The organism is Streptomyces sp. NPDC102283, assembly GCF_044766265.1.
Lineage (GTDB): Bacteria > Actinomycetota > Actinomycetes > Streptomycetales > Streptomycetaceae > Streptomyces.
Genome location: NZ_JBIWLQ010000001.1, coordinates 169,634 through 193,221 on the forward strand (window position 1 = coordinate 169,634; position 23,588 = coordinate 193,221).

The 23,588-nt window shown below is 72.9% G+C and carries 21 protein-coding genes; 13 read left to right on the forward strand and 8 right to left on the reverse strand.

Annotated elements, in window-relative coordinates; translation table 11 throughout:
* The first annotated feature begins 211 nt into the window (after positions 1-211).
* Positions 212-904: a metal-dependent transcriptional regulator gene (locus ACIRJT_RS00870; RefSeq protein WP_403902790.1), complete on the forward strand. Its 693-nt coding sequence runs from the start codon at positions 212-214 to the stop codon at positions 902-904.
* A 657-nt stretch (positions 905-1,561) separates the two neighbouring features.
* A complete protein-coding gene (locus tag ACIRJT_RS00875; protein ID WP_403902793.1) occupies positions 1,562-2,428 on the forward strand; it encodes an alpha/beta fold hydrolase in 867 nt (288 codons plus the stop codon).
* 9 nt (positions 2,429-2,437) lie between these two features.
* On the opposite strand, the gene ACIRJT_RS00880 is transcribed toward ACIRJT_RS00875, so the two are convergent.
* From ACIRJT_RS00880 to ACIRJT_RS00890, 3 genes are all read right to left on the reverse strand, one after another.
* Positions 2,438-4,075 (reverse strand): transporter, encoded by a 1,638-nt coding sequence (locus ACIRJT_RS00880; protein WP_403902796.1) that lies wholly within the window; start codon positions 4,073-4,075, stop codon positions 2,438-2,440.
* Entirely contained in the window at positions 4,072-4,911 is an 840-nt protein-coding gene (locus ACIRJT_RS00885; protein WP_403902799.1) for an ABC transporter ATP-binding protein, read from the reverse strand. Before ACIRJT_RS00885 ends, ACIRJT_RS00880 begins: the two co-directional genes overlap by 4 nt.
* An 83-nt stretch (positions 4,912-4,994) precedes the next feature.
* Positions 4,995-5,672, reverse strand: coding sequence for a bifunctional DNA primase/polymerase (locus ACIRJT_RS00890; protein WP_403902802.1), 678 nt, complete (start codon positions 5,670-5,672; stop codon positions 4,995-4,997).
* A gap of 299 nt (positions 5,673-5,971) precedes the next feature.
* On the opposite strand from ACIRJT_RS00890, the gene ACIRJT_RS00895 reads away from it, so the two are divergent.
* Together ACIRJT_RS00895 and ACIRJT_RS00900 are read left to right on the forward strand one after the other, a co-directional pair.
* Entirely contained in the window at positions 5,972-7,354 is a 1,383-nt protein-coding gene (locus tag ACIRJT_RS00895; RefSeq protein ID WP_403902805.1) for a transcriptional regulator, read from the forward strand.
* Positions 7,355-7,542: 188 nt separating this feature from the next.
* Positions 7,543-9,237 carry a hypothetical protein gene (locus tag ACIRJT_RS00900; protein ID WP_403902808.1) on the forward strand — a complete coding sequence of 565 codons (1,695 nt, stop codon included), beginning with the start codon at positions 7,543-7,545 and terminating at the stop codon, positions 9,235-9,237.
* Positions 9,238-9,301: 64 nt separating this feature from the next.
* On the opposite strand, the gene ACIRJT_RS00905 is transcribed toward ACIRJT_RS00900, so the two are convergent.
* Complete coding sequence (locus tag ACIRJT_RS00905; RefSeq protein WP_403902811.1) at positions 9,302-10,573, reverse strand: ABC transporter substrate-binding protein; 1,272 nt, start codon at positions 10,571-10,573, stop codon at positions 9,302-9,304.
* A gap of 174 nt (positions 10,574-10,747) precedes the next feature.
* Between ACIRJT_RS00905 and ACIRJT_RS00910 the strand changes: the two genes are divergently transcribed.
* Both ACIRJT_RS00910 and purU read left to right on the forward strand, forming a co-directional pair.
* Positions 10,748-11,194, forward strand: coding sequence for a hypothetical protein (locus ACIRJT_RS00910; protein ID WP_032764190.1), 447 nt, complete (start codon positions 10,748-10,750; stop codon positions 11,192-11,194).
* 28 nt (positions 11,195-11,222) lie between these two features.
* A complete protein-coding gene (purU, locus tag ACIRJT_RS00915; RefSeq protein WP_403902814.1) occupies positions 11,223-12,119 on the forward strand; it encodes a formyltetrahydrofolate deformylase in 897 nt (298 codons plus the stop codon).
* Between the two features lie 21 nt (positions 12,120-12,140).
* On the opposite strand, the gene ACIRJT_RS00920 is transcribed toward purU, so the two are convergent.
* Positions 12,141-13,484, reverse strand: coding sequence for a zf-HC2 domain-containing protein (locus tag ACIRJT_RS00920; protein WP_403902817.1), 1,344 nt, complete (start codon positions 13,482-13,484; stop codon positions 12,141-12,143).
* Positions 13,481-14,074, reverse strand: coding sequence for an RNA polymerase sigma factor (locus ACIRJT_RS00925; RefSeq protein ID WP_403902820.1), 594 nt, complete (start codon positions 14,072-14,074; stop codon positions 13,481-13,483). The genes ACIRJT_RS00920 and ACIRJT_RS00925 overlap by 4 nt, the downstream gene beginning before the upstream one ends.
* Positions 14,075-14,404: 330 nt before the next feature.
* Here ACIRJT_RS00925 and ACIRJT_RS00930 point away from each other — a divergent pair, with 330 nt between their 5' ends.
* On the forward strand, positions 14,405-14,779 hold the full coding sequence (locus ACIRJT_RS00930) for an STAS domain-containing protein (protein ID WP_403902823.1): 375 nt from the start codon (positions 14,405-14,407) through the stop codon (positions 14,777-14,779).
* Positions 14,780-14,863: 84 nt separating this feature from the next.
* Positions 14,864-15,385, forward strand: coding sequence for an EF-hand domain-containing protein (locus tag ACIRJT_RS00935; RefSeq protein WP_403902826.1), 522 nt, complete (start codon positions 14,864-14,866; stop codon positions 15,383-15,385).
* A gap of 103 nt (positions 15,386-15,488) precedes the next feature.
* Here the strand turns inward: ACIRJT_RS00935 and ACIRJT_RS00940 are convergent, their stop codons facing one another.
* A complete protein-coding gene (locus ACIRJT_RS00940; protein ID WP_403902829.1) occupies positions 15,489-17,060 on the reverse strand; it encodes a class I adenylate-forming enzyme family protein in 1,572 nt (523 codons plus the stop codon).
* Positions 17,061-17,252: 192 nt separating this feature from the next.
* On the opposite strand from ACIRJT_RS00940, the gene ACIRJT_RS00945 reads away from it, so the two are divergent.
* From ACIRJT_RS00945 to ACIRJT_RS00960, 4 genes are all read left to right on the forward strand, one after another.
* A complete protein-coding gene (locus ACIRJT_RS00945; protein WP_403902832.1) occupies positions 17,253-18,446 on the forward strand; it encodes an amidohydrolase family protein in 1,194 nt (397 codons plus the stop codon).
* An 11-nt stretch (positions 18,447-18,457) separates the two neighbouring features.
* A complete protein-coding gene (locus tag ACIRJT_RS00950; RefSeq protein ID WP_403902835.1) occupies positions 18,458-19,615 on the forward strand; it encodes an acyl-CoA dehydrogenase family protein in 1,158 nt (385 codons plus the stop codon).
* 7 nt (positions 19,616-19,622) lie between these two features.
* Positions 19,623-20,618 (forward strand): acyl-CoA dehydrogenase family protein, encoded by a 996-nt coding sequence (locus tag ACIRJT_RS00955; protein ID WP_403902838.1) that lies wholly within the window; start codon positions 19,623-19,625, stop codon positions 20,616-20,618.
* Between the two features lie 407 nt (positions 20,619-21,025).
* On the forward strand, positions 21,026-21,523 hold the full coding sequence (locus ACIRJT_RS00960) for an ATP-binding protein (RefSeq protein WP_403902841.1): 498 nt from the start codon (positions 21,026-21,028) through the stop codon (positions 21,521-21,523).
* A gap of 80 nt (positions 21,524-21,603) precedes the next feature.
* On the opposite strand, the gene ACIRJT_RS00965 is transcribed toward ACIRJT_RS00960, so the two are convergent.
* Complete coding sequence (locus ACIRJT_RS00965; RefSeq protein WP_403902844.1) at positions 21,604-22,530, reverse strand: cyclase family protein; 927 nt, start codon at positions 22,528-22,530, stop codon at positions 21,604-21,606.
* An 84-nt stretch (positions 22,531-22,614) separates the two neighbouring features.
* On the opposite strand from ACIRJT_RS00965, the gene ACIRJT_RS00970 reads away from it, so the two are divergent.
* Positions 22,615-23,550 (forward strand): SDR family oxidoreductase, encoded by a 936-nt coding sequence (locus ACIRJT_RS00970; RefSeq protein ID WP_403902847.1) that lies wholly within the window; start codon positions 22,615-22,617, stop codon positions 23,548-23,550.
* The last annotated feature ends 38 nt before the right edge of the window (positions 23,551-23,588 follow it).

Below are 23,588 nucleotides of genomic sequence, written 5' to 3' on the forward strand. Positions count from 1 at the left end.
TGGTGCGGCAGGCGTCCCGCGGTGCGGGAATGCCGGTGCCGCCGATCACGTTGCGGTCTGGACCAGTGGACTGTCAATAGCGCCTCATGGCCCCCGCCGCACGCACTTCCACCGGTCTTCCGCCGGGGCGGCACGGTTGTCGGCGCTATGCGTCAGAATTGGTGCAGGGCCATCGCACGACGTTTTCTAGTCACAGCATCGAGGGGCACGTATGTCCGGACTGATCGACACCACGGAGATGTATCTCCGCACCATCCTCGAACTGGAAGAGGAAGGCGTGGTCCCCATGCGCGCCCGTATCGCCGAACGGCTGGACCAGAGCGGTCCGACCGTCAGCCAGACGGTGGCCCGCATGGAGCGCGACGGACTGGTCCGAGTCGCGGGGGACCGCCATCTGGAGCTGACCGAGGAGGGCCGCCGCCTCGCCACCCGTGTCATGCGCAAGCACCGGCTCGCCGAGTGTCTGCTCGTGGACGTCATCGGCCTGGAGTGGGAGCAGGTCCACGCCGAGGCCTGCCGCTGGGAGCACGTGATGAGCGAGGCGGTGGAGCGGCGGGTGCTGGAGCTGCTGCGCCACCCGACGGAGTCGCCGTACGGGAATCCCATCCCCGGCCTGGAGGAGCTGGGCGAGAAGGCCGGGGCCGAATCGTTCCTGGACGCCTCCATGGTCAGCCTGGCCGAGCTGGACCCGGGCACCGAGGGCAAGACCGTGGTGGTGCGGCGGATCGGGGAGCCGATCCAGACCGACGCCCAGCTGATGTACACGCTGCGCAGGGCCGGGGTGCAGCCCGGGTCCGTCGTCAGCGTGACCGAGTCGCCCGGCGGGGTGCTGGTCGGCTCCAGCGGGGAGGCGGCCGAGCTCGACTCCGAGGTCGCCTCGCACGTCTTCGTCGCCAAGCGCTGACCGGGTCGCCGCCCGCCGCCGACGCGATCGTCGCCCGGTGCGGGCGCGTTCGTCGCCCGGCGTCGGCCCGGTGCGTCGGCCACGGCAACACAACCGTGATGTGCGCTTTCCGATTTCCGTCCGGAATGGCAGCGGCCGGACGCGTCACATGCCAGGCTGAGGCCAGGCAGAGGACCTGAGGGTGTCGGCCGGCTCCGGCTGGCACGGTCGGGGAGGGAGCAGGGGATGCGCCCGTCGTTCCATCACGCGCACCGCACGGTGCCCGGCGTGCTTCTCCATGCCCTGATCCCGGCCGGTGCGGGGTGGTTCGCGCCGCGGTCTGCCATCGTTGTCGCGGCTCCGGCCCTGATCCGCCGGGTGCTGCCCGAGGGTCGTCCCCCGGCAGGGGGCGGCCCCGGCGCCCGAAGGCGCCGGGGCCGTTCCTCCCCTGTGCTGACCTGGAGCCCCGAGCTCTCAAGGTCAGTTTCCGCGGGCCCCTGTCCCCGAGCGGCCCGCCTCCCGCTGAAGATCTCCCCAGGCCGGTCGGCATCAATCCTTGACCGGTGTCACTCGAACGTGGGGTCTTGGGTGACGGAGCCTCATTTTCGAATAAGAGTTCGATAGCCTGACGGGGCGCGACCACACGGTGATCGAGGACCAGAAGGGGGTGCCAGGACTATGGTGCGGCGCATCGATGTGACCGGAAACGACGGCGTACGCCTCGCGGCATGGGAGTTCGCCGATCCGCCCAAGGAGCGCGCGGAAGCGGACAGCGCTCCCGGGGTCTTACTGCTGCACGGACTGATGGGCCGGGCCTCGCACTGGGCCCCGACCGCCCGCTGGCTGGCCGAACGGCACCGCGCGGTCGGCCTCGACCAGCGGGGCCACGGCCGCAGCGACAAGCCCGCCGACGGCCCGTACAGCCGCGACGCCTACGTCTCCGACGCCGAGGCCGCGATCGAGCAGCTGGGGCTCGGCCCCGTCACCGTCGTCGGCCACGCCATGGGAGCCCTCACGGGCTGGCAGCTCGCCGCCAAGCGTCCCGACCTGGTCCGCGCCCTCGTCGTCTGCGACATGCGGGCCTCCGCCCTCGGGGCTGCCTCCCAGCGCGAGTGGAGCGACTGGTTCGACTCCTGGCCGCTGCCCTTCGCCACCCTCGCCGACGTACGGAAGTGGTTCGGCGAGGACGACCCCTGGGTGGAGCGGCCGAACCCCTCGCGCGGCGAGTTCTACGCGGAGGTGATGGCCGAGCGGGAAGACGGCTGGCGCCCCGTCTTCTCCCGCCACCAGATGCTCCGCACCCGCGCCACCTGGGTCTTCGACGCCCACTGGGAGGAGCTGGCCCAGGTCCAGTGCCCCGCGCTGGTGCTGCGCGGACTCGACGGGGAGCTGGGCCGCGCCGAGGCCCAGGAGATGGTCCGGGTGCTGCCCCGCGGCCAGTACGCGGAGGTGGCGGACGCGGGCCACCTCGTCCACTACGACCAGCCGGAGGGCTGGCGGGCCGCGGTCGAACCGTTCCTGGAGCAGCTGCGGGTGCTCCCGTAGCCCCGGCCCTCAGCCCTTGCTGACCGCCGTCAGGATCTCCGGCAGCCGGGCCGCCGTGCGGCGTGCGGCGATCCGCAGCCCCGCCCACCCGACGAGCGCCCCGTAAGCGAGCCCGCCCGGCACCAGGAGCCACAGCGCGTCGTGGCGGTCCGTGACGTGCATCCAGATGGTCGGCACGATCACCGGCGCGGCCAGCAGCGCGGCGGCCACCATGCCGCCGAGGATCGAGATCCAGGCCAGGCCGCCCTGCCCCGGCACCACGTTCTTGAACGCGCCCTCCTGCGGAATCGAGTACGGGAACAGCGCCGAGGCCACCGCGCCCGTCGCCAGCATCGAGCCCAGCAGCGCGAACGACAGGCCGAGCGCCCCCGGCAGTGCCTGCCAGTCACCGATCACCGCCGCCGTCACCGCGCACACGAGCAGCGTGAACGGCAGGGTGAGCAACAGCAGGACGAACGCCCGCGCCCGCAGTTCGACGTACGCGTCCCGGGGCGAGGAGATCGTCAGCGCCACCATCCAGAAGGCCGAGGTGTCCTGGCCGAACTGGTTGTACATCTGCATGCCGAGCATCCCGGCGGCGAAGCACGCGAAGTAGACCGAGCCGGTGCCCTGGACCGCGTTGAGCAGCGGCACGATCGCCCCGACCGCCAGCGCCGTCACCCAGGCCGCCTTGGTCTTCGGGTCCCGGGCCACGTACCGCAGGCTGCGCTGCATCACCGTCGCCGTGCGGCCCTCCGGCAGCAGCGCCGACAGACCGCCCCGGCCGGACTCCTCACGGGCCGGCTCCGCCGCCGCCAGGGTCGAACCGTCCGGCGAGGTCATCAGCCTCACCAGGGTCCGCCGCCACATCCGCATCAGCGCCGCCAGGGCCGCCACCGTGATCAGGAGCTGGGCGGCGGCGACCCCGTACGCACCGTCCGAGGCCGCCCCCACCGACGCCACGGCGGAGGCGCCGGGCAGCCAGCGGACCACGTCGCCCGCCGGTTCCAGCGTGGACAGCCCGCCGGCCTGACCGAGCCGCTGCGCGCCGAAGTTGACGAACTGGATGCCCACCGCGATCACCAGCCCGCTGAGCACCGCGAGGTCGCGGCCCTTGCGGGAGTTCAGCAGCCGGACGTTGGCCGTGGCCACCGCCCGGGACAGCGCCACGCAGAGCAGCATCGTCAGCGGGACCGCGAGCACCGCGAACACCACGCCCGCCGCCCCGTGCGCCAGCGCGATGACCGAACCGACCACCAGACACAGGGTGAACAGCGGTCCGATACCGATCATCGAGGACACCAGCAGGGCCCGGATCAGCGGCTCGGGCCGCAGCGGAAGCATCACCAGCCGGGTCGGGTCGAGGGTGTCGTCACCGCTGGGGAAGAACAGCGGCAGCACCGCCCAGCCGAGCGCCACGACACCGGTCAGCAGCACCACGACGGTGCCCGCGTGCTCGTTGCCGCGCAGCAGCACCAGGCCGAGCACCTGACCCGCGGCGAGCAGCAGGGTGAAGACCAGGGAGGCGATGAACGCCGCCCTGCGCCCGGAGGACTGCCGCAGTCCGTTGCGCAGCAACGTCAGCTTGAGCCGGACGAAGATCGGGGTCAGGCCCGTCGTCGGCACCGCGGGGGCGGCCGAGGTGACCGGGGCGTCCAGCACGCTCATCGGGAACCGCCCAGCCAGTCGAGGGAGTCGCCGGCGTCCCGGCCGCCCGCGCCGACCAGTTCGAGGAAGGCGCTCTGCAGCGAGGGGGCGTCGCCGCGCACCTCGGCCAGCGTGCCCCGCGCCTTGATCCGGCCCGCCGCCATCACGGCGACCCAGTCGCACAGCGACTCGACCAGCTCCATCACATGGCTGGAGAAGACCACGGTCGCCCCGGACCGGGTGAAGCGCTCCAGCACCCCCCGGATCGTCTGCGCCGAGACCGGGTCGACGCCCTCGAACGGCTCGTCCAGGAAGAGCACTTCGGGGTTGTGGAGCAGGGCCGCCGCGAGCCCGATCTTCTTCCGCATGCCGGTCGAGTAGTCCACGACCAGCTTGTGCTGCGAGCCGGCGAGATCCAGGACGTCCAGCAGCTGGGTGGCCCGCTTGTCCACCTCGTCACCCGGGAGGCCGCGCAACCGCCCGTTGTAGGCGAGCAGTTCACGCCCCGAGAGCCGCTCGAACAGCCGCAGCCCCTCCGGCAGCACCCCGATCCGGGACTTCACCTCGACCGGGTCCGTCCACACGTCGTGGCCCGCGACCTCGATCTTCCCCATGTCGGGCCGCAGCAGCCCGGTGACCATCGAGAGCGTCGTCGTCTTGCCGGCCCCGTTGGGCCCCACCAGGCCGACGAACTTGCCCGCGGGCAGTTCCAGATCGATCCCCGCGACGGCGACCTGATCCCCGAACCGCTTCCACAGCCCCTGTACGCGGACGGCGGGCCGCGTCTCCTGGGCACCGCCCGCCGTCACGTCCTTCGCCGCGTCTGTCTTGGTACGTGCATCTGCCCGGTCCGGCATGGCACAGCCTTTCGATATCCCATAGGTGGGGACCACCCTACGAAAGGCCTGCCGGGGGCCCCGGGAGACGCCGTCCGGGCGCCTTACGGAACGCGCGTACGGGCGTCGGCCGCCTCCCGTGCGCAGGCGTACGCCAGCGGGTTGATCAGCTCCTCCACATCGGGCAGCCAGCGGTTGGCATGGGTGGGCTTGCGGGCCCACTGCACGGCACCCCGGGCGCCGACACGGGTGGGCGGCGCGGCGACGTAGCAGCCCTCGCCGAGGCCGGTCAGATCGATCGCCTCGGCGTTCCAGCCGAGCCCGCGCACCAGCTCGGACGCCTTGGCGGCGGCGCCCGGCAGCGCGAAGAACAGCATCCGGCGGTCGGGCGTGCGGGTCACCGGGCCCAGCGTCAGGTCCATCCGCTCCATCCGGGCCAGCGCCAGGAAGCCCGCGGCCTCCGGAACCTCCAGCGCGTCGAAGGTCCGGCCGGTCGGCAGCAGCACCGAGGCGCGGGGCTGCCTGCTCCACATGCGCCGGGCGGCGGCCCCGCTGCCGGTCGCCTGGCCCGCCCAGTCGGGCCGGTCCGCGTGGGCCCCGGGCAGGGCGCAGCCGGCGTCGCCGCACGAACACCGCTCTCCGCCGCCCACCGCCTCCAGCCAGGTGCCGGGGAACACGTCCCAGTGACGCTCTTCCGCATACCGCACCGCGGCGTCGAGCAGATGCTCGCCCCGCTGCTGAGGGACCTGTGCGGCTTCCGTGACTCCGATGGGCTCTTCCACGCCGTGCACAACTCCCGCCGTCACCTGGGGTTACGGCCTCCCCCGAACCGGGGCCCGGCGCATCGATCCCGCACGCGGGGCGCATCGGTGCACGAGCGGGGGCGCGCGTGAGGCGTCGCACCGAACGGCGGGTAACCACCTCCAGGACCGCCGCCCAGGGCCGCCTGCGGACCTCCGCGACGGTGCAACGCGCCATGCCCGTACCGAATGCCGATGGAATATGCGCATTTCTTGTGTATGTGACGGGCAGTGATCCCTTCCACCGATCACTGCACATAACCGATGCTTCAGGGGGACATATGGCTGCAAGGCCTCTCGTAGCCCGCCAGCCCAACGAACGGCTCCAGACGCTCATCCAGGAAGCCGCCTGTTCCAACGCGGGCCTCGCGCGCCGCGTGAACATGGTCGGGGCCGAGCGGGGCCTCGATCTGCGCTACGACAAGACCTCCGTGGCCCGTTGGCTGCGGGGGCAGCAGCCCCGGGGCCGGGCCCCGGGGATCATCGCCGAGGCGCTCGGCCGCAAGCTCGGCCGTACGGTCACGATCGACGAGATCGGCATGGCCAACGGCAAGAACCTGGCCTCCGGCGTCGGCCTCCAGTACGCGCCGACCGTCGCCGGGGCCGTCGAGCAGGTCTGCGAGCTGTGGCGCAGCGACGTGGGCCGCCGCGATCTGCTCACCGGGTCGGCGGTCGCCGCGTCCGCGCTGGTCGAGCCCAGCCGGGACTGGCTGATCTCGGGCCCGGACGCCCAGGTCGAGCGGACGGCGGGGGCCCGGGTCGGGATGTCCGACGTCGAGGCGGTGCGGGCGATGACCGCCGCGCTGACCGACCTCGACCACCGCTTCGGCAGCGGCCATGTGCGGCCGGTGCTCGTGCACTACCTCAACAGCGTGGTCTCCGGCCTGCTTTCGGGGGCGTACCGCGAACAGGTGGGGCGGCAGCTGTTCGGCGCGGTGGCCCGGCTCGCCGAGCTCGGCGGCTACATGGCGGTCGACACCGGCCAGCCGGGCCTCGCCCAGCGCTACTACATCCAGGCGCTGCGGCTCGCGCAGGCGGCGGGCGACCGGGCGTACGGCGGCTATGTGCTCGCCGCGTCGATGAGTCATCTCGCCGCCCAGCTCGGCAACCCCCGCGAGATCGCCCAACTGGCGCGCGCCGCGCAGGAAGGCGCCCGGGGGCAGGTCACCCCCCGCGCCCAGGCGATGTTCTACGCGGCGGAGGCCCGGGGGCACGCGCTGCTCGGGGACGCCAGGACCTGCCACGCGGTGTCGGGGCGGGCGGTCGCCGCGCTGGAGCAGGCGGGCCCGGAGTCCGGCGACGACCCGGTCTGGATCGCGCACTTCGACGCGGGCTACCTCGCGGACGAACTGGCCCACTGCCACCGCGACCTGGGGCAGCCGGAGCAGGCGGCCCGGCGGGCCAAGGAGGCGCTGGCCGCGCTGCCGGAGGCCCGGAACAGGCGCCGGGGCATCGCGCTGGTGCTGCTGGCCTCGGCCCAGGTGCAGCAGCGGGAGGTGGAGCGGGCGTGCCACACGGGCACCCGGGCGATGGAGCTGCTGTCGACGGTGCGCTCCAGCCGGGGCGCCGAATATCTCGACGACCTCCAGCAGCGGCTCACGCCCTACGGCGAGGAGCCCGCGGTGCGGGAGTTCGGCGAGCGGCTGGAGCTCCAGGCGGCCTGAGGACACGTGGTCGCCGATGCGGTCCGGGCCGTGTTCGCGGCGGTCCGGCCCGTTAACAGCGTCGCGGGGCCGTCGGGTGTTACCCACGCTGTGAAGGGGTCGTGAGGGGCACGACGCGCTTGGCGGAGGCGGGTGACCACCCGATAGCGTGAGCCGACGGTTCCGTAGGTTCACACGTAGGAGTCCTGGTGACGCAGAGCGGACAGGGCGGCGAGCACGAGCTCCCCGCCGCACGACCCGCGCACGAGGGTGTCGTGCTGCCTGCCGACGGCGGAGCCCCCTGGACCCCCGGAGCGCCCGGAGCGCCCGGAGCCGGGCAGGGCGGGCAGCAGGGCGAGCAGGCGGCGCCCGCGGGCGGGCAGCCGTGGGGCCGGCAGTGGGGGCCGCCGGGACCGCAGCAGCAGCCGGACGGGAGCTACGGCTACCCGCCCGCGCAGCCCCTGCCGCCCGCGCAGCAGTCGCCGGGCCCCGAGGCGTACCAGCAGGCCGGGGCGTATCAGCAGCAGCCCCAGCAGCCCGCTGCGTACCAGCAGCCGCAGCAGCCGCAGCAGTTGCCCGGCCCCTACCAGCAGCCGCAGCAGTTGCCCGGCCCCTACCAGCCGCCGCAGCCGCCGCAACACCCGTCCCAGCAGCCCGGTACGTACCAGCCGCACTACCCGCAGCAGCAGCAACACCAGTCGCCCCAGCCCCAGCCGCCCCAGCCCCAACCCCAGCCGTACGCACGGCCGCTGCCGCCGGAGGCCGGGCCGGGTGGTCGGGGCGCGCAGGGTGCTCAGGGCGGGCAGGGCGCGCAGGGACCCGGCGGTGACGCGGACGCCACGCAGTACATCGCGCCCGTCCCGGGCGGTCCCGGCCCCGTGGGGCCCCCGCAGGGCGGCGGGGACGCCGACGCGACCCAGTACATACCCCCGGTGCCCGGAGGGGCGCCGTACGGGATCAGGCCGGGCGCGCCGGGGGACCGGCAGCCGCCCGCGGAGTTCGACAACCTGTTCCGTACGGAGGAGCCGGCGGGCGCCACGCAGCAGATGCCGCAGTTCGACGCGGGGCAGCAGCCCCCGCCGCCGTACCAGCAGCAGCCCCCGTCCCCGTACCAGCAGCAGGGCCACCAGCCTCAGCAGCAGCCCCAGGGCGGCGCGCTGCCGCCGCAGGCGCCCGGGGGCCACCAGCCCGGTCCCCAGGGCTTCCAGGGCCGTGCGGAGCAGGACGGCCCGGTCCCGCAGCGCAGCGGCGACGCCCCGCGCCGGCGGTCCGCGCACGTTCCGCTGATCGCCGCGGTCGTCGCGGGCTGCGCGGTCATCGGACTCGGTGCGGGCGGGCTGATGACTCTCATGGGCGGCGACGATTCCGGCGAGGACGACAAGCAGCCGGTCGCCTCGCAGAGTTCACCCGCCACTGACCCGACCACCGAGGCCGCGCCGCCCGACCCGGCGAAGCCGCAGGCCGAGGCGCTGGACAAGCTGCTGGCCGACAGCAACAACAGCCGGGCCGCGGTGATCGGCGCGGTCGAGAAGATCAAGTCCTGCAAGGACCTGGACCGGGCCGACGCCGATCTGAAGGGCGCAGCCCAGCAGCGCCGCGACCTGGTGACCCGGCTCGAAGGCCTGGCGGTGGACAAGCTCCCGCGGAACGCGGAGCTGACGGCCTCGCTGAACCGGGCGTGGAAGGCCTCGGCGGCGGCCGACGAGCACTACGCGACCTGGGCGCGGCAGGCCAAGAAGAACAAGTCCGTCTGCAAGGGCGGCCAGGCCCGGTCGACGAGCGAGACGGCCAAGGGCAACCAGCAGAGCGGGGTGGCCACCCAGGCCAAACGCGAGGCGTCCAAGCTCTGGAACACGATCGCGGCGAAGCACGGCCTCACCAAGCACGCGTACACCGAACTCTGAGGTCCGGACAGGGCGGTGGGCGGGGCGGGCGCCCCGGCCACCGCCCTGTCCGGGCGAGCGGTCCCTAGCCGCGCGGGGCGTCCGTCAGGGCGTCCAGGACGTCCACGAAGCCCTTCTTCTGGGCGGTGAGCCGGCCCTCGCGGACCACCTGGAACGTCACCTTCGTGTTGACGATGCGCGGATAGCTCAACGTGCCGACCAGGTCCTTGAAGCGCCAGCGGAGCGTCGGGGTCAGGCCGCCGGTGTCGACCTCGACGCCCCGGTTGAGGGCGGCCACGACCCGCCCCGACGTGACCTCCTCGTCGTCGACCGCCCGGACCGCCGCCCGCAGCGCCGTGTACGCGATCCACGTCGTCTGCACGGCCGTGTCGTCCGGGTCGATGCGGTTGTCACCGAAGGCGTACTTCCCGATCACCTGGCGCATCTCCTTCCAGCGCGCGTTCCTCGCGTCCGGGTACCAGCCCGTGACGTAGGCGCCCTCGAAGGGGCTGTTCGGGCCGCCCGTGCGGTCGATGAGCGGCTGGCTGACGCTGCCCAGCACGGAGGAGATCCTGACCTGCTCGCCGTCCGGCTCCAGGCGGCGGAAGGAGTCGAAGAACGTCTCCGTACGGGTGCCGAGCACCGCCGTCACACAGCCGCCGCCCGACCGCTCCAGCGCCTGTGCGGCCTGCTCGTCGTAGGACGTGGCGTCCACCGGGGCCAGGATGTCGGTGGAGGCGGGCCGGTCGGCGGCCATCAGCCCGTTGTTCAGGAGCGGCGGCATGCCGTCGCCGCCGATCGAGTCGGGCCGCACCAGCGAGACCCGCTCGCAGCTGCGGCCCAACTGCCGTCCGTGACCGGCCAGCAGCGCCGGCTGGCCGCCGTTGACGGGGTACGAGAGATAGCTGCTGAACTCCTCGGTGGAGGCGCCGTAGCCGCCGATGTACGGGACGCCGCCCGCCTCCAGCGCCGGCATGAAGCTCTGGCCGTGGCGGCTGTACGAGCCGACGACGGCGGCCACCTCCCTGTCGACGGCCTCCCGCGCGCACCTCTCGGCGCCCAGCGCGGTGTCGGACTCGTCGCAGACGACCACCTTCAGCTCGCGCCCGTCGACGCCGCCGGTGTCGTTGACCCAGCGGGCGTACGTCTGGGCCATCGCGGGCACCCCGGCCATCTTCACCGCGTTGATGTCCTCCGACCGGTCGGGCGCCCAGGTCATCACGGTGACGGGCTCCCTGGACCCCCCCGAAGCCCCAGGGAGCACACCGCAGCCGGACAGCAGCACCGCCCCCGCCGCCGCCGCGCTGATGACGCCCGGCAAGGGGCGGGGAAAGGTGGGGCGTCGCCGTCCGGTCATGGACCAGGACTCTTTCGGGCCCCGGGTAACGGCGCGGTGTGCCGTTCTCAACGCACGGTGACGTCCAGGTGAATTACGGGGGCCCGTGCGGGGGAGCGGTGAAGGAACGTACGATCGACGACCGTGCAGCAAGGTTCGGAGAACTCTTCCCGTCGCGGCCGTCGCTCCTCCACCATGGGCGGCATGCCGCTCACTGACATGCCGTGGTGGCGCTGGCGCACCAACGTGCGCTCGGCGCTGCACATGCTCTCCGACCCCGTCTTCCACCACGAGTGCTGGCTCGCCGGCCGGGAAGGGTACGGGGACGTCACCGACGCCGTGTACCGCCTGGTCGAGGACACCTGGCTCGACAACTGGTCCGCCGAGAAGTACGTCGGCACCATATTCCGGGACTCCGCCGAGGCCGCCGCCGTGGACGCCGCCGCCCTGCGGGTGCTGCGGATCATGCACCAGGTCGGCGCGGACGCCCCCGTCTCCGCCTACCTGGAGCACCACGGCTGGCCCGAGGCCGTCCACGCGGCCCGCGAGGCCCATGTGATGCTCGCCACCAACGACGCGGAGGATCCGGACATACCGCCGCGCTCGCTGGACGTCATCCGCATCATGACCAGGGCCGCGTAGCGCCGGGCGGGTGTGGCACCCTACGGGGATGACCGCGCCGCAGCCCGCCCCTTCCGCCGCCTCGGACGCCGCCGCGACCGAGCAGTACGTCCTCACGCTCTCCTGCCCCGACAAACAGGGCATCGTGCACGCCGTGTCGAGCTACCTCTTCATGACCGGCTGCAACATCGAGGACAGTCAGCAGTTCGGGGACCACGACACGGGCCTGTTCTTCATGCGCGTCCACTTCTCGGCGGACGCCACCGTGACGGTGGACAAGCTGCGCGCCAGCTTCGCCGCGATCGGGGAGGCCTTCCGGATGGAGTGGCAGATCCACCGGCCCGCGGAGCGCATGCGGATCGTGCTGATGGTCAGCAGGTTCGGCCACTGCCTCAACGACCTGCTGTTCCGCTCCCGCACCGGGGCGCTGCCGGTCGAGATCGCGGCCGTCGTCTCCAACCACACGGACTTCGCCGAGCTCGTCGCCTCGTACGGCATCCCGTTCCGGCACCTCCCGGTGACGAAGGACAACAAGGCGGAGGCCGAGGCGCGGCTGCTGGAGCTGGTCCGCGAGGAGGACGTCGAGCTGGTCGTCCTGGCCCGCTACATGCAGGTCCTCTCCGACGACCTGTGCAAGCAGCTGAGCGGCCGGATCATCAACATCCACCACTCGTTCCTGCCGAGCTTCAAGGGCGCCAAGCCCTACCACCAGGCGCACGCGCGCGGGGTGAAGCTGATCGGCGCGACCGCGCACTACGTCACCGCCGACCTCGACGAGGGCCCGATCATCGAGCAGGAGGTCGAGCGCGTCGGCCACGGCGTGACGCCCGACCAGCTGGTCGCCATCGGCCGGGACGTGGAGTGCCGGGCGCTGGCGCGCGCGGTGAAGTGGCACGCGGAGCGGCGCATCCTGCTCAACGGCCGCCGTACGGTGATCTTCGCGTAGGTCCGGAGTCGCCCGGCAGGCCTACAGCCTGCTGAGCGAGGCCGCCGCGAACAGCACGTCGCGGATGGCCTCGCGGTCGCCCTCCTGGCCCGCCGCCGCTTCCACCGGCGAGATGCGGCCCGCGACGAGCCGGCAGAACTCGACCCCGTCCAGGGCCACCTGCGCCACCGCGCGCTCCGGCGACCCGACGGCGGCCGGCGAGTCCAGCGCGATGTACCAGTCGCCCCCGCCGTGGCCCTCGATCTCCAGATGGACCGAGCGGCCCGGCGCACCGGCCGCGACGAGGTCCTTCGCCGGTCCGGCCAGCCCGGCGCGGCGGCGTCCCGCCACGGCGGCCGGAAGCATCCGGGCCGCCAGGTCGATCATGCGGTGCAGATGGGCCGCCGACGGGGCCTGGTAGGGGTAGTCGACGGCGTCGGCGATGTCCCCGCCGTGCACCCAGCACTCGAAGGCGCGCTCCAGAACCGCGTCCTGGAGCGGCAGCGCGAAGGTCCCGTAGGAGACGGAGGCCTCGGCGACGTTCCGTCCGGCGAAGGACGCCGTGCGGATCAGCTCGTGGCTCTGGGCCCGCCAGGGTTCGCGGACGGCACGGGTGGGCGGCGGGCGCGTCGAGGACCAGTACGCCTCGGTGCGCTCGGTGGGGTCCAGCGGTGCCTCGCCGCCGCCGAGCGGGTCGTCGAGGCCGAGTGCGGCGGACAGCACCCCGTCGACCGCCATCAGGTGGCCGATCACCCCGGCGACCGTGGTCCTGCGGCTGATCTCGCGCTCCTCCTCGAACCACCGCAGGCGCACCGGAGCATGCCATTCGGAGTCCCCGATGTCGCGGAGCAGCGCGTCGAGCCGGGCGGTCTCGGCGTCGTACGGGGCGGCCCACTCCGGCACCGGGATCCGGGCCGGGCGGCGGCTCAGACAGCCGTCCATCACCCGGGACCGCAGCGTCTGGTCGAGATCCAGGGAGCCGTCGGTGTGCAGCAGCCCCACCGCGTCCCGCAGCCGCAGCGCCTCGCCCGCGCACGGGGCGCACACGGTGAGGTGCTCCTCCACGGCGGCGGTCTCCCCGGCCGAACAGGCGGACAGCGCCCACGCGCCGAGGAGGGCCTTGAGGACCTGGTGCGGGAGGTCCGGGGCAGAGGTCATGGGCTGCTCCGGCACGGGCTGCTCCGGCAAGGGCGGCTCCGGAACGGCCTGTTCCGGAACAGCCTCTTCCGGTACGGCCTCGTCGGGGGCGGCCGATCCGGGCGGCGGCAGCGGAGGCCGCGGTACGGACTCCAGGTCGAGGTCGTCCGCCGCCCCGCGCGGGCCCGGTATCCGGCGGGCGCCGCGCACCTCCTCGTCTCCCTCGCGATCGCGTCCGTCGCCGCTCACCGGACCCGTCCGTAACCGGGTGGCGAGGCCCCTTCGAGCGGGCGGGCGTTCGCCGTGGAGAGCAGCTGGAGCCCCAGCCGGAGCCGGCGACGCGCCTCGTCCTCGGTGACCCCGAGGTCGGCGGCGGTCTGCCGGTAGTCCCGGCGATGGATGTACGCCAGCTCCAGGGCCTGCCGCAGCGGCGCGGGCATCGAGGAGACGATGTAGTCGGCGCGGGCGGCGGCCGTGGCGCTGCGCACCCGCCGCTCCAGCTCCTCCGGGTCGGGCGCCGCGTCCGCGCCGTGCTCCGCCGCGTACGAGGAGGCCGCCGCGCGGCGCAGCCGCTGGACGGACTGGCGGTGGGTGAGGTGGGCCACCCAGGAACGCATCGAGCCCTGCTTCGGGTCGTACGCCTCGGGGTTCTCCCAGGCCTGGGCGAAGACCTCGCGGGTCACCAGGTCGGCGGCGTCCTCGTCGTCGAGCATCCGGTGCGCCTGGCTGTGGACGAGGGCCGCGAACCGGTCGTAGAGCTCACCGAGCGCCGCCGCCTCGCCGCGGGCCAGCCTCTGCTGCATCCTGCGGTCCCAGCGGGGTGCTGTCTCCTTCGCCATGAACCCCCCAGCCCCCGGCCCTGTCCACCCAGCCCTGTGATCCGCCCTGTGCCCGTGAGGACCGAATGTAGTCCGCCGGGCGTGCGGCGCACGCACCTTTGCGGCAACTCTCTTCCCGCGGCGCGTGGCCGACGACGGTAGTCGATTTTCGGCCCGAATGCCTCCCCGCCCGCTCCGAGCAGCGGAAACGGCCCGAAGTGCTCCTTTCCGCCGGAAATCTCCGGGCGCCGGTCGGCGCGTCGGTGTTTCATGGGAGTGCGGTTGGGCAGCCGCGAGGAGGAACGGAAACTTCCGGATTGCCGGGAGCCCCGGAACGAGAGGTCCAGTCGCGTGACGCTGAAGGTGGACGAGGCGGAGCAGGGCTCCTGGACCGTGCTGAGCATGAGCGGCGAACTCGATCTGGTGACCTCGCCCGTCGTGCGCCAGTCCGTCCACGAGGCGGTGGCCGAGGGGCAGCACGATGTGGTGCTCGACCTGTCCGAGGTGTTCTTCTGCGACTCCAGCGGCGTCGGTGTGCTCATCGCCTCGCGCCGGCTGATGAAGTCCTGCGGAGGCCGCCTGCGGCTGATCCTCCCGGCCCGGGGCGCGGAGGACGGTTCGCACGTCAACAAGGTGCTCGGGGCGCTCGGGGTGCGCCGGCTGTTCGACGTCTATCCGGACGCGCGGTCCGCCACCGACGAGCAGTGCAGGCCGTTGAGCGCCTGACGCGGATGTTCCCGATGCGAGGTTGTCACACAGGAAGCGTTGCTCGGTGACACGTGGGTGCTCCGGGCGTCGTACGCTCCCCGCATGGACAGCGCAGAGTACGAGCGAAAGATCGCGCACCGCTTCGCCGCCTTCGACCAGGACGGCAACGGCTATATCGATCGTGCCGATTTCAACGCCGCAGCGGCCCGTCTGCTCACCGAGTTCGGTACGACGGCCCGCTGCGACAAGGGCCAGGCGCTCTACACCGGTGCCGAGGCCTTCTGGCAGGGCATGGCGGGGATCGCCGATGTGGACGGGGACCAGCGGGTCACCCGTGAGGAGTTCGTGGGCGGGGCGGTGAAGCGGCTCCGGGACAATCCCGAGCGGTTCGCCGAGATCGCCCGGCCGTTCCTGCGGGCGACCATCGCGGTCGCGGACAGCGGGAAGGACGGCAGGGCGGCGGTGGCGGACGTGGAGCGGGCGCTCCGGGTCCTCGGGGCCAGTGAGGAGATCGCGAGCATCGCCGCCCAGAGTCTGGACACGGACCGGGACGGGCGGGTGGCGGAGAGCGATGTGGTGGCGGCGTTCGCCGTGTACTTCACGGTGATCGAGCCCGACGCGTAGAAATCCCGGGCGTTACGGGGACGGCGCGCCGCTCCCGTAACGCCTCCCGCCCCCGTGACGCTGCCGCCCCCGTGACGCCAGTGGCACCCGGCCACCGCCCACCTCACCCGCCGAACCGTTCCCGCAGCCGGTACTTGAGCACCTTGCGCAGCGTCTCGTTGCGGGGCAGCGCGTCGAGCACCTCCAACTGCTCGGGCACCTTGTGGACCGACAGGCCCGCCTCCCGCAGGTGGGCGGAGAGCCCGGCCAGGGTCAGGGGCGGGGCGCCGGGCGGCTGTTCCACCACCGCGCAGACGCGTTCGCCGCGCTCCGGGTCGGGCAGCCCGATGACCGCCGCGTCGGCGACGGCGGGGTGCGTGTGGAGCAGGTCCTCGATCTCCTTGGCGGAGATGTTCTCGCCCTTGCGGATGATGATGTCCTTCAGCCGGCCGGTGAGCGTGAGGTGTCCGCTCGCCCGGAGCCGCCCCAGGTCCCCGGTGATGAGGAACCCCTCGGCGTCGAAGGCCGCGGCACAGGCCCCGGCGTCCAGATACCCCCGGCAGACCGCCTCCCCGCGCAGCCGCACCTCGCCCTCGGCGCCGTACGGGAGCGGCTGGCCGTGTTCGTCGGCGATCCGGATCTCCATGCCCTCGGGGGGCCGCCCCTCGGTCAGGGCCAGGTTCTCCGCCGTGTCGTCCGGGGCGCCCATGGTGATCATCGGGACCTCGGTCATCCCGTAGCCGTGGGTGAGCTGGACCCCCATCTCCCGCACCACCGCGTGGTAGACCTCCGGCGGCTTCGGTGCCCCGCCGCCCGCGAGGAGGCGGAGGGAGGGGATGAGCGGCCTGTCCGGCGCCTTGCGCTGCTCGGCCAGGAACATCGCGTAGAAGGCCGTCGACCCGCCCGCCACGGTCACCCCGTGCCGCCGGTACTCCGCCAGCGCGTCCGGCAGCGCGAACTGCTCGAACATCACCGCGGGGAACCCGTACAGCAGCAGCATCACCGTGTAGTCGGGCCCGGCGACATGGGCGTACGGGAACGCCATCGATCCCACGTCCCGCGCGGAGAGCTTCAGGGCGTGGGCGAGGCAGGAGCCGCCCGCGATCAGGGAGCGGTCGGTGTGCAGGACGCCCTTGGGATCGGAGGTGGTGCCGGAGGTCCAGTAGATCCACCGGACCTCCTCGCCCGACGAGGGGGCGGGCGACGGAGGAAGCACGGCCGGGTCGCCGTCGGGGAGGCTGTCGTACGCCTCGAAGACCTGCGGCCGGCCGGGGAGTTCCCCGGCGATCCGCTCGGCCATCGCCGTGTGGTCGAAGCCGCGCCACACACCGGGCACGGCGAAGAACGCGGCCCGCGACCCGCGCAGCGCGAACCGGACCTCGCGGTCCCGGTAGAACGGGATGACCGGCGTCTGTACGGCCCCGAGCCGGGTCAGGGCGAAGGAGAGCAGGGCCGTCTCCAGCCGGGTCGGCAGCTGCCAGGCCACCACGCTGCCCGCCCGCACGCCCATCCCGTACAGCCCCGCGGCGACCCGCTCGGCGCGGTCCCGCAACTCGCCGAAGGTCAGGCTCCGGTCCTCCTGGAGCAGGACCGGGCGGTCGGGGGTGAGAGCGGCGCGGCGTTCGATCAGCTCCCAGAAGGTGCGGGAGGCGCCCAGGGCGTGGGCGGATGCGGTCACGTCGTTCACGGCGGTCACAGCGGTCCCTCCGAACTGACGGCCAGTCAGATAATGCGGAGAGCGTAGGGCTCCGCGCCTTGTCGGTCCAGGGGTGCGGGGCTAGCCTGAGTGCCGCAAACGGATCTGACGGCTCATCAGAAAGTAACCAGGAAGCCATCGGAACACGCCCGCCCCCGCGACCTCGCCGGGGGCGCCGGAGGGGACGACACCATGACGGAACTGCCTCGGATCGTCAGCGTCGACGACCATGTGATCGAGCCCGCGCACCTCTTCTCCACCTGGCTGCCCGCGAAATACCGCGAGCGTGGGCCGCAGCCGCTCACCGCGGGTATCGGGGAGCTGGCGTACACGGGCGGGAAGTACGTCATCACGATGGATCCGGACGGGCCGCCCACCGACTGGTGGATCTACGAGGACCTGAAGTTCCCGTACAAGCGGAACATCGCCGCCGTCGGCTTCGACCGCGACGACATGACCCTGGAGGGCATCACCCGCGCCGAGATGCGGCCCGGCTGCTGGGACCCGGCCGAACGCCTCAAGGACATGGACCTCAACCACGTCGAGGCCTCCCTCTGCTTCCCGACCTTCCCGCGTTTCTGCGGACAGACCTTCGCCGAGGCGCACGACAAGGAGGTCGCCCTCGCCTGCGTGCGCGCCTACAACGACTGGATGGTCGAGGAGTGGTGCGGCGACAGCGGCGGCCGGCTGATCCCGCTCTGCATCATCCCGCTCTGGGACATCGGCCTCGCGGTCGCGGAGATCCGGCGGAACGCGGCCCGGGGCGTCCGCGCGGTCACCTTCTCCGAGATCCCCACCCACCTCGGCCTGCCGTCCATCCACACCGGCTACTGGGACCCGTTCTTCGCCGTCTGCCAGGAGACCGGCACGGTCGTCAACATGCACATCGGCTCCAGCTCCCAGATGCCCGCCGCCTCCCCGGACGCACCGCCCGCCGTGCAGGCCTCGCTCTCCTTCAACAACGCGATGGCCTCGATGATGGACTTCCTCTTCAGCGGGGTCCTGGTGAAGTTCCCGACGTTGAAACTGGCGTACAGCGAGGGCCAGATGGGGTGGATCCCGTACGCCCTGGAGCGCGCCGACGACGTGTGGGAGGAGCACCGGGCCTGGGGCGGGGTGCGCGATCTGATCCCCGAGCCGCCGTCCACGTACTACTACCGGCAGATGTTCTGCTGCTTCTTCCGCGACAAGCACGGCATCTTCGCCCTCGACGTCGTCGGCCGCGACAACGCCACCTTCGAGACCGACTACCCGCACGTGGACTCGACCTTCCCGCACACCAAGGAGGTCGCCCTCGACCACGTCAAGGGACTGGACGAGGAGACCGTCTACAAACTGATGCGCGGAAACGCGATCCGGATGCTCGGCCTGGACCTGGACAAGTAGGCGGCCCGGACGTGGATCTCGCGTACACGGAGGCCGAGGAGGAGTTCCGGCGGCGGCTGCGGGAGTGGCTGGCCGGCGCCCTCCCCGGCCTGCCCCCGAAGCCCTCGCCCGACGACTGGCCCGCGCGCCGGGCCTACGACACCACCTGGCAGCGGATGCTGTACGACGCCGGGTACGCGGGCCTGCACTGGCCGGTGGACGCGGGCGGGCGGGGCGCCACCCCGACCCAGCACCTGATCTACCTGGAGGAGACGGAGCGGGCCGGCGCCCCCTACGTCGGGGCGAACTTCGTCGGGCTGCTGCACGCCGGGCCGACGATCGCCGCCGAGGGCACGGCCGAGCAGCGGGCCCGCTGGCTGCCCCCGGTGCTGCGCGGCGACGAGGTCTGGTGCCAGGGCTTCAGCGAGCCGGACGCGGGCTCCGACCTGGCCGCCCTGCGCACCCGGGCCGTGCGCGACGGCGACGCCTACGTGGTCAGCGGAGCCAAGATCTGGACCTCGCACGCCGAGGTCGCCGACTGGTGCGAGCTGCTGGTGCGCACCGATCCGGACGCGCCGAAGCACCGGGGGATCAGCTGGCTCGCGATGCCGATGGACGCCCCCGGCATCACGGTCCGGCCGCTGCGGACCCTGGCCGGGTCCACGGAGTTCGCCGAGATGTTCCTCGACGAGGTCAGAGTGCCGGTCTCCTGTCGTGTGGGCGCGGAGAACGACGGCTGGCGGGTCACCATGGTCACCCTCTCCTTCGAACGCGGCACCGCCTTCGTCGGCGAGGTCGTCGCCTGCCGCCGCACCCTGGACGCGCTCGCCGACGAGGCCCGGCGCAACGGGCGGTGGGACGACGCGGTGCTGCGCCGGCGCCTCGGCAGGCTCAACGCCGAGTTCCGGGCCCTGTGGCGGCTCACCCAGTGGAACGTGGCGGAGTCGGAGCGTACGGGCGGCGTCCCCGGCACCGGCGGCTCCGTCTTCAAGCTGCGCTACTCCGGGGCCCGCCAGGAGCTGTACGAGGCGGCGGCGGAGGTGCTGGGGGGCGGCGACGCGTTCGACCTGGACCAGGAATGGGTGCTGGACCGGCTCTCCTCCCTCTCCTACACGATCGCCGCGGGCACCTCCCAGATCCAGCGGAACATCGTCGCCGAGCGCATCCTCGGCCTGCCGAAGGGGCGCTGAGGCCACCGTGGACTTCCAGCTCTCGGACGACCAGCGGGCCCTGCGGTCCGGTATGCGCGACCTGCTCGACGCGGTGTTCGACCGGGACCGGCTGCGGGCGGCGGTCGAGCGCGGCGGGACCCTGGACCGTTCGCTCTGGCGGGAGCTGGGCGCGGCCGGCCTCTTCGCGCTCCGGCTGCCGGAGGAGGCGGGCGGGGTGGGCCTCGGGCTGCCCGAGGCGGTGCTGCTCTTCGAGGAGGCGGGCCGGGCGCTGCTGCCGGGCCCGCTGATCGCCACCCACCTCGCGGCGGGCCTGGTGAAGGGGGCCGCCGAGGGCGAGGCGGTGGTGACGGCCGTGGACGGGGACCTGCCGGTGGCGCACCTGGCGGAGGCGGACGCGGTACTGGTGGGCGCCGACGCCCTCGCCGGGGAGCCGCTGCGCGCCTTCGTCGCCGCCGCCCGGCCCGTCCGGTCGGTGGACCCGCTCACCCCGCTGCACCGGGTGGCGGGGCGTACGGCGGCCACGGAGGCGCACTCCGGCGCATTCCACTTCGAGGGGGCGCTTCTCACTGCTGCCGAACAACTCGGCAGCGCTGCCCGTACCACCGAGACGGCCGTTCAACACGCCGGGGACCGACAGCAGTTCGGATCGCCCATCGGATCGTTCCAGGCGGTCAAACATCTCTGCGCCGACATGCTCGCCCGCACCGAACCGGCCCGCGCCGCCGTGTACGCGGCCGCTGTGACCGGCGACCCGGTGGAGATCGCGGCGGCGAAACTGCTCGCCGACGAGGCGGCCGTACGCAACGCGCGCGACTGCCTCCAGATCCACGGCGGGATGGGCTTCACCTGGGAGGCAGATGTCCACCTCCACCTGAAACGGGCCTGGCTCCGGTCCTCGGCCCGCCTCACCGCAGCCGGTGCGGAGGAGTTCCTGGCCGCCGGTCTGGGGGCCGCGCGGCCGCGTTCCGGCAGCTCGGCGGGGCCCGGCGGAGGAGGCCCGGAAGCCGGGGGCGGAGGGTGACGCAGCGCAGCCGTGCGGCGCCGACAGCGACTTGTGTCCTGTGCGCGATTCGTCACCGGGTGGAGTCGGTGTCCGGCTCGGGTACGCTCCGTGGGATGCGAGTGGTTCTGGAACCGGACGATCCGGGGGCGGCCTGTGCGGCGGCTCCGGTCCGGGGCGAGGGCTCTCGCCGGAGATGTGCCGGGCCTGCCCGAAGAGCGTTTCTCGCGGTCTCTGCGCGCTCCTGTTCGACTCCCCGCAGCGTGCGTCGCACAGTATGCACCACGCGTACTCCTTCGCGCTGGAATATGCCCGAAGCGCTTGTTGCGGTGACTGTACGTCAACCATGCTGTCGCGTAAGGGAATCACGTTCCGTGACCCTGAGGAGGCGCGAGGCGATGTGTCCGCCGGTTCGGATGGTGTGAGCGGTGCAGGTGCTTCAGGTTCAGCTGGAGGTCGGTCCGGATCCCGCGGAGGTGGGGCGGGCCCGTAGGTGGGCGCGGTCGCGTCTGGTCGGTTCCGGGATAGGGGATGACGAGCCGCTCGCCGAGACGCTCATCCTGCTGATCTCGGAGCTGGTCACCAACGCCGTCGTCCACACGGGTTGTCCGGCGGTCCTGCGGATGCTCTTCGGCGGGACCGGGGCGCCCGGCGCGGCCGGGACCGTCCGGGTCGAGGTCGCGGACGCCAGCGACCGCCCGCCGCTCCAGCGGCACGCGGAGGGCGACGAGACGGGCGGCCGGGGTCTGGAGCTGGTGGACGGCCTCGCGGACCGCTGGGGCTGGCTGCCGGAGGGTGCCGGGAAGCAGATCTGGTGCGAGGTCGACCGGGGCGGCCCGGTGCGGCTGTCGGAGACGCCCCCGGTCGTCGGTCAGGGCGGCGAGGCGTGCGAACCGCCCTCCTGCCTCTTCACCAACCTGGCCTGAGCCCGGCTCCCCCGCTCTCCGCCCCTTCTTCCCCTTCCTCCACGGCTTCCTCCCCTCCCCTTCCCTTGCGCGGAGGCCGTTCACAGGATCGCCACCGGGGCGACCGGCGAGCCGGTGGCCCCGGCGAACGGCTCCGGCGACGCCGTGAGCAGGAAGGCGTGCCGGCCCTCTTCCGCGCAGGCCCCGGACAGCGCCTCCAGGTTCCAGTTCTGGCCCTGGAGCATGCCCATCTCGACCAGGTGCAGCGCGTGCACCGGCATCCACAGGCCCTCGATCTCCGGCGGGAAGACCTCGAAGGTCAGGGTGTCGTTGGCGACCGCCGCGACATCCCGGGCGTGGAACCACTCGGGCGTGCGCACCGAGAGCCCCGGCGACGGATAGCCGTACGCCTGCCGGTCCCCGGCCAGCGCGAGGCGCACCTGCCCGGTCCGTACGAGCACGATGTCCCCGGCCCGTACGCGTACGCCCCCGAAGTCCTCCGCCGCGGCCAGGTCGTCCGGCGTCACGGCGTGATCGCCGGGCAGCCGGTCCACCCCCCGCGCGCGGGCCACGTCCAGCAGCACTCCGCGCGAGACGAGGTGCTCCACGGCGGCGATCGAGGAGAACCGGGCCCCGCCGTGGGCGGTGATCGTGTCCGCCGGGCGGCCGTTGTAGACCTTCCCGCTGTGCGAGACATGGGTCAGGGCGTCCCAGTGGGTCGAGGCCTGGAGCCCCATCGTGACGGCGTCGTCGCTGGTGGCGACCGTGCCGGGGCCGAAGATCTCCTGGTTGATCTGGACCATCGTGTGCAGCGGATTGATCCGGCCAGGGATGAGCCCGCTCTGCACCCCGTCCCGGTGGAGCGGCAGCGCGAGCGGTATCCGGCGGCCGGTGCGGACGGCGGCGACGGCCTCGCGCACGACGGCGTCGGTGATCAGGTTGAGCGTCCCGATCTCGTCGGCCTCGCCCCAGCGGCCCCAGTTGTTCACGCGCTTCGCGATCTCGTGGAACTCGGCCGGCAGGGACATGGGGACCTCCTGGGTCTTGTGCCGGAGTATCTGACTGACCGTAAAATCTAACGGTCCGTCAGAAACCGCGGGAAGGGGCCGGGCATGGGGAACTTCTTGGCAGGCAGGGTGGTCGCCGTGACAGGGGCCGGCCGGGGCATCGGGCGGGCCGTCGCCCTCGCCGCGGCGGCGGAGGGGGCGAGGGTCGTCGTCAACGACTACGGAGTCTCCGTCGAGGGCTCCCAACCGACCAGCGAGATCGCCCGGTCCGTCGTCGAGGAGATCGGTGCGGCGGGCGGTGCGGCGGTCGCGGTCGCCGACGACATCTCCACGATGGCGGGCGGACAGCGGATCGTGGACACCGCGCTGGCGGAGTACGGCCGGCTCGACGGAGTGGTCTGCGTGGCCGGGATCCTCCGTGAACGGATGCTGTTCAACATGTCCGAGGAGGAGTGGGACCCGGTCCTCGCCACCCACCTCAAGGGCACGTTCACGGTCTTCCGGGCCGCCTCGGCGGTGATGCGGAAGCAGGAGGGCGGGGGCACGCTGATCGGCTTCACCAGCGGCAACCACCAGGGCAGCGTCGCCCAGGCCAACTACAGCGCGGCGAAGGGCGGAATCATCTCCCTGGTGCGCAGCGCGGCGCTGGGCCTGCACCGGTACGGCGTCACGGCGAACGCGGTCGCGCCGGTCGCCCGGACCCGGATGTCGGCCGGGGTTCCGATGGAGCTGAAGGAGATCGGGGAGCCGGAGGACGTGGCGGCCCTGGTGGTCTACCTCCTCAGCGAGCGGGCGCGCGCGGAGCGGATCACCGGGCAGGTGTACACGATCGCGGGCCCGAAGATCGCGGTCTGGGCCCAGCCGAGGGAGTTGCGGGCGGCGTACGGGGAGGGGCCCTGGACCCCGGAACGGATCGCGGACTTCCTGCCGGGGACGGTGGGGGCGGACCCGATGCCGATGCTGGCGCGGCTGGAGGAGATGGCGGCGGCGGCGAGGTCGGGCGACCGGCCGAACCAGAATGCAAGCCCCTCCGGCGATTGAGGAGCAGGGGTCCGGGGGCGGAGCCCCCGGGACGACAG